Source organism: Streptomyces sp. NPDC055506, from assembly GCF_053643595.1.
The window spans coordinates 1-3,353 of sequence record NZ_JBSHKH010000256.1; the positions used below are offsets into that span (position 1 = coordinate 1).

Consider the following 3,353-nt stretch of genomic DNA (forward strand, 5'->3'; position numbering starts at 1 on the left):
CTCCCACGACGCCGGGGGCGACCGCTCGCAGAGCGTGCGTGCCCTGCGGCGCTATCTGCCCCAGCTGCTGGACGCCGGCTACAACGTCTCCGTCCCCCGGCGGCATTACGCGTGAAAGCAGCCGTCAGGCTTCGCCCGCCCGGAAGGGAACGCTCAGCGCACCTCGACCGCACGGGCGAAGGCCACGACGTTGCCCGCGTAGCCGTTCTGCTGGGAGAAACCGCCGCCGCAGGTGATGACCCGCAGTTCCGCCGCGCCCTTGGACGCGTACACACGGTCGCCCGGGAAGTTGTCCTTTTCGAACACCTCGACGCCGTAGATCTCGAACACGACCGTCTTTCCGTCCTGTCGGGCGACCTCGACGCGGTTTCCCTTCTTCAGGGCGCCGAGTGCGTAGAACACGGCCGGGCCCAGCTGGTTGTCGACATGGCCGACGACGACCGCGGTGCCCTTCTCGCCGGGGGTGACGGCCCCGGTGAACCAGCCCGCCAGGTTCGGGTCCTCCGGCGGGGGCGCGCCGACCCAGCCGTCCGCGTCCAGGCCCACCGGAATGATCGGCGAGTCGACCTGGATCGCCGGGATCCGGACCCGGTCCGGGAGGGAATAGGGCAGGGGCTGTACGGTCCCGGCGAAGGTGGCGCCGGGGACCCGGCTGTCCTGCGCGGCCGCCGTCGCCGGCTGCGGCGGACCCTCGTCGAATTCCCCAGAACCATTCCGGATGAGGGCGAGGCCGGTCAGCAGAACCAGCGCTATCACGCCCCACGGGGCGCGCTTCTTCGGCCGCGCCTCCTCTTCGGCCTGGGCCAGCTCGGACGCAGACATTCGCCATCCCCTCTCGACGCGGCCGTCGCCGTGCCTTTCGCGCATATCAGAACGCTAAGTGCCGCGCACGGAACCGGCGACGGGACGGGGGCGAACGGGTGGCCCGGGTCCGCGTCGGTGGCCCGGCCATTTCAGGTGCGCCATCCGAGTTGCCACCGCGAGGAAATTTCTGACGGTCCGTGACCTGCGGCGATATCCGATTGCGTGGATTTCCCGCGGTATCCGCTCTCACCAGGACGGACCATTCCCAAAATGCGGGTCCGGGAAGAGCAACTGACTGTCTTTCTGGGAGGCGCTTTCTCGCCGATCGACCGGGGACGGGTCCCGGGGCGTCTTCCGCGGAGGTTCACATGCGTAACACTCGTGCTCTGGCGGTCGCCGGCGCGGCGGTCGCCGCCCTCGGGCTCTCCGCCCCCGCGGCCGTCGCGTGGGACAGACCGAGCAACATCGTCGCCCTGCCCAGCGTGATCGCCCGAGGCGGTCAGCTGACCATCACGGTCGACGGCTGCCCCCGCGGCGGCACGGCGACCTCCGATGCGTTCACGATGCCGGCGAGGCTCTCGCCCATCCGCGGCGCCAACGAGACGGCGAGGGGCACCGCCACCATCAGGAACAACGCCCGCCCGGGTCCGTACGACATCACGGTCAGGTGCGACGGCCGGACCCTGACCAAGCCGCACGCCTTCACCGTCATCGGCGGTGTCCGCGGCGGTATCGGCGGCAGCAGCACCACCGGTGCGACCCCGACCGACGTGGCCATCGGCGGCGGCCTCGTGACGGCGGCGGCCGTCGGCGGCGGCGTGTTCTGGATGCGCCGCCGGGCCGAGCGGCGCGTCTGACGCCTCGCCTCCGGCTCGTTCGGCGAGTCGCGCGTCGAACCTGAACGGTCCTCGCCCCGGTTCCCTCGAGGGCCCGGGGCGAGGACAGGTCCCGCGGGCGGCGGCCACGCCGGGCCGGTCAGCCGGTTTCCTCGTCGGTGCGGCGGCGTGCGAGGTGGTAGGTCGTCCCCAGCGCGCCGGCGATGAGCGCGGCGCCGAGGCCGATCTCCTTGAGGTCGAAGCCCGCGAGGGTGCCGCCCTCTCCGGCGTGCGCCCCCTTCGACGGGTGACCGTGGTGGTCCCCCGGATGGTGCGGGGAGTGGTGCGTCGGCCGGTGTGTGGGGTGGTGCGTCGGACGGCCGCCCGCGATGGTCAGGCGCGCGGTGCCGCTCGACTCGTCACAGATGAACTCCACGTCGTACACGGCGCCGGGCTTGGCGTCCCAGTCGACCACGGCCCGCACCGACGACTCCCGGGGCGGGATGGCGACCAGGTCGAAGACCCGTGAGGAGACCACCGCCTCTCCCCGGCACGCCGCGTTGCGGACCACCCGCAGGGTGACCCGTTCGCCCGCCGCGACGGTGGAGGGCTCGACGCTGAAGCCGAAATCGGTCCGGACCACCGCGTAGGCGGTCGGCATGCAGGAGGCGAGGGCGCCGGCGCCCAGCAGTATGGCCGAAGCGACGCGTATCGCGCGCATGGTGACCTCCGGGTCCCCGAGGAGCAGCCGCGGACCTGTTCCGCTCACGTCAGACATGCACCTCGATGCCCGAAACGCTAGGAAGGGGCGCGCCGCAGCGCGATCGCAGTAGCGCGAATGGGGCATGCGTGTGGGCCGCCCGGGGGAACTCCGGTACCGCGGCCGGGGGACGGCGACGGAGTGTCGCGCGCCCCCCGGCCCGGATCCGTGGTGCGGGCGCCGTCAGTCCCCGGCGCCCGGGAAGAGATTGAGGAACGGGTCCGCCGACGCGGTCACACCCCTGCTGTACGGCGAGTCGAAGTCCCAGATCAGGAACAGCAGGAAGGCGATCAGCGCCGAGAACAGCCCGGCGAGGACCATTTCACGTGTCGTTCTGCGGATCTGCAGGGCGAAGATCATCCCGATGGTGACGACGGCTCCCGCGATCAGCCCGAACCACACCACCCCCGGCATGGTCTCCCCGGTCGACTCCGCCCGGGCGATCCGGGCCTGGTTGGCCGCGGTCACCTGGTCGAGGAGCGGCTGGTAGGCCTGGGCCTGGAAGTCCGTCTTCGGCTCGTAGTCGGTGACGTCCTGGCGGACGCGCTCGAAGAGCCGGTGGCCGCGCTCGGTGACCCGGCCCTCGTCGGCCATGGTGTCCCACTCGGTGGTGACGACGTATCCCACATAGGCATCGATGTCGTCCCGGATCCGGTCGCGCGCGTCGGCCGGATAGACCCGGACCCGCTCCGAGATCTCGTGCAGCGCGGTGGCCTCGGCCTGGACGTGGTCCTGGGCGGCGCTGCGCCCCTCCCAGACACCGGCGATCGCCAGGCCCAGGACGATGGCGTACACCACGCCGATCCACATCGTCATGTACTCGATGACGTCCGGGGTCTCGCTGGGGTCCTCGTCGTCGGACGCCGTGCGATGGCGTACGAGGGTGATGATGACCACCACGGCGCAGGCGGCCAGCATCGCGAGGGTGAGAACAAGCCATTCCGGCAAGAGGTACCTCCAGGGCTTCAGGGATC

The 3,353-nt window shown here is 71.3% G+C and carries 4 protein-coding genes and 1 pseudogene; 2 read left to right on the top strand and 3 right to left on the bottom strand.

Annotated elements, in window-relative coordinates; all coding sequences use genetic code 11:
- A pseudogene (locus tag ACWIF2_RS40275) lies at positions 1–115 on the top strand (polysaccharide deacetylase family protein); the annotation flags it as partial.
- A 38-nt stretch (positions 116–153) separates the two neighbouring features.
- Here the strand turns inward: ACWIF2_RS40275 and ACWIF2_RS40280 are convergent.
- Positions 154–822 (bottom strand): class F sortase, encoded by a 669-nt coding sequence (locus ACWIF2_RS40280; RefSeq protein WP_454366627.1) that lies wholly within the window; start codon positions 820–822, stop codon positions 154–156.
- A 350-nt stretch (positions 823–1,172) separates the two neighbouring features.
- On the opposite strand from ACWIF2_RS40280, the gene ACWIF2_RS40285 reads away from it, so the two are divergent.
- Positions 1,173–1,661, top strand: coding sequence for a hypothetical protein (locus ACWIF2_RS40285; RefSeq protein WP_454366629.1), 489 nt, complete (start codon positions 1,173–1,175; stop codon positions 1,659–1,661).
- A 118-nt stretch (positions 1,662–1,779) separates the two neighbouring features.
- Here ACWIF2_RS40285 and ACWIF2_RS40290 read toward each other — a convergent pair whose 3' ends face one another.
- The gene (locus ACWIF2_RS40290; protein WP_454366631.1) at positions 1,780–2,340 is read right to left on the bottom strand and encodes a hypothetical protein; all 561 of its coding nucleotides are present in this window, start codon (positions 2,338–2,340) and stop codon (positions 1,780–1,782) included.
- A 222-nt stretch (positions 2,341–2,562) separates the two neighbouring features.
- Positions 2,563–3,297, bottom strand: a complete 735-nt coding sequence (locus tag ACWIF2_RS40295; RefSeq protein ID WP_382487043.1) for a bestrophin-like domain — start codon at positions 3,295–3,297, stop codon at positions 2,563–2,565.
- Positions 3,298–3,353 lie beyond the last annotated feature (56 nt).

Excerpts from the sequence above, each read along its gene's own strand:
- ACWIF2_RS40280 (WP_454366627.1), bottom strand. The coding sequence starts at position 822 with ATGTCTGCGTCCGAGCTGGCCCAGGCCGAAGAGGAGGCGCGGCCGAAG.
- ACWIF2_RS40285 (WP_454366629.1), top strand. The coding sequence starts at position 1,173 with ATGCGTAACACTCGTGCTCTGGCGGTCGCCGGCGCGGCGGTCGCCGCC.
- ACWIF2_RS40290 (WP_454366631.1), bottom strand. The coding sequence starts at position 2,340 with ATGCGCGCGATACGCGTCGCTTCGGCCATACTGCTGGGCGCCGGCGCC.
- ACWIF2_RS40295 (WP_382487043.1), bottom strand. The coding sequence starts at position 3,297 with ATGCTGGCCGCCTGCGCCGTGGTGGTCATCATCACCCTCGTACGCCAT.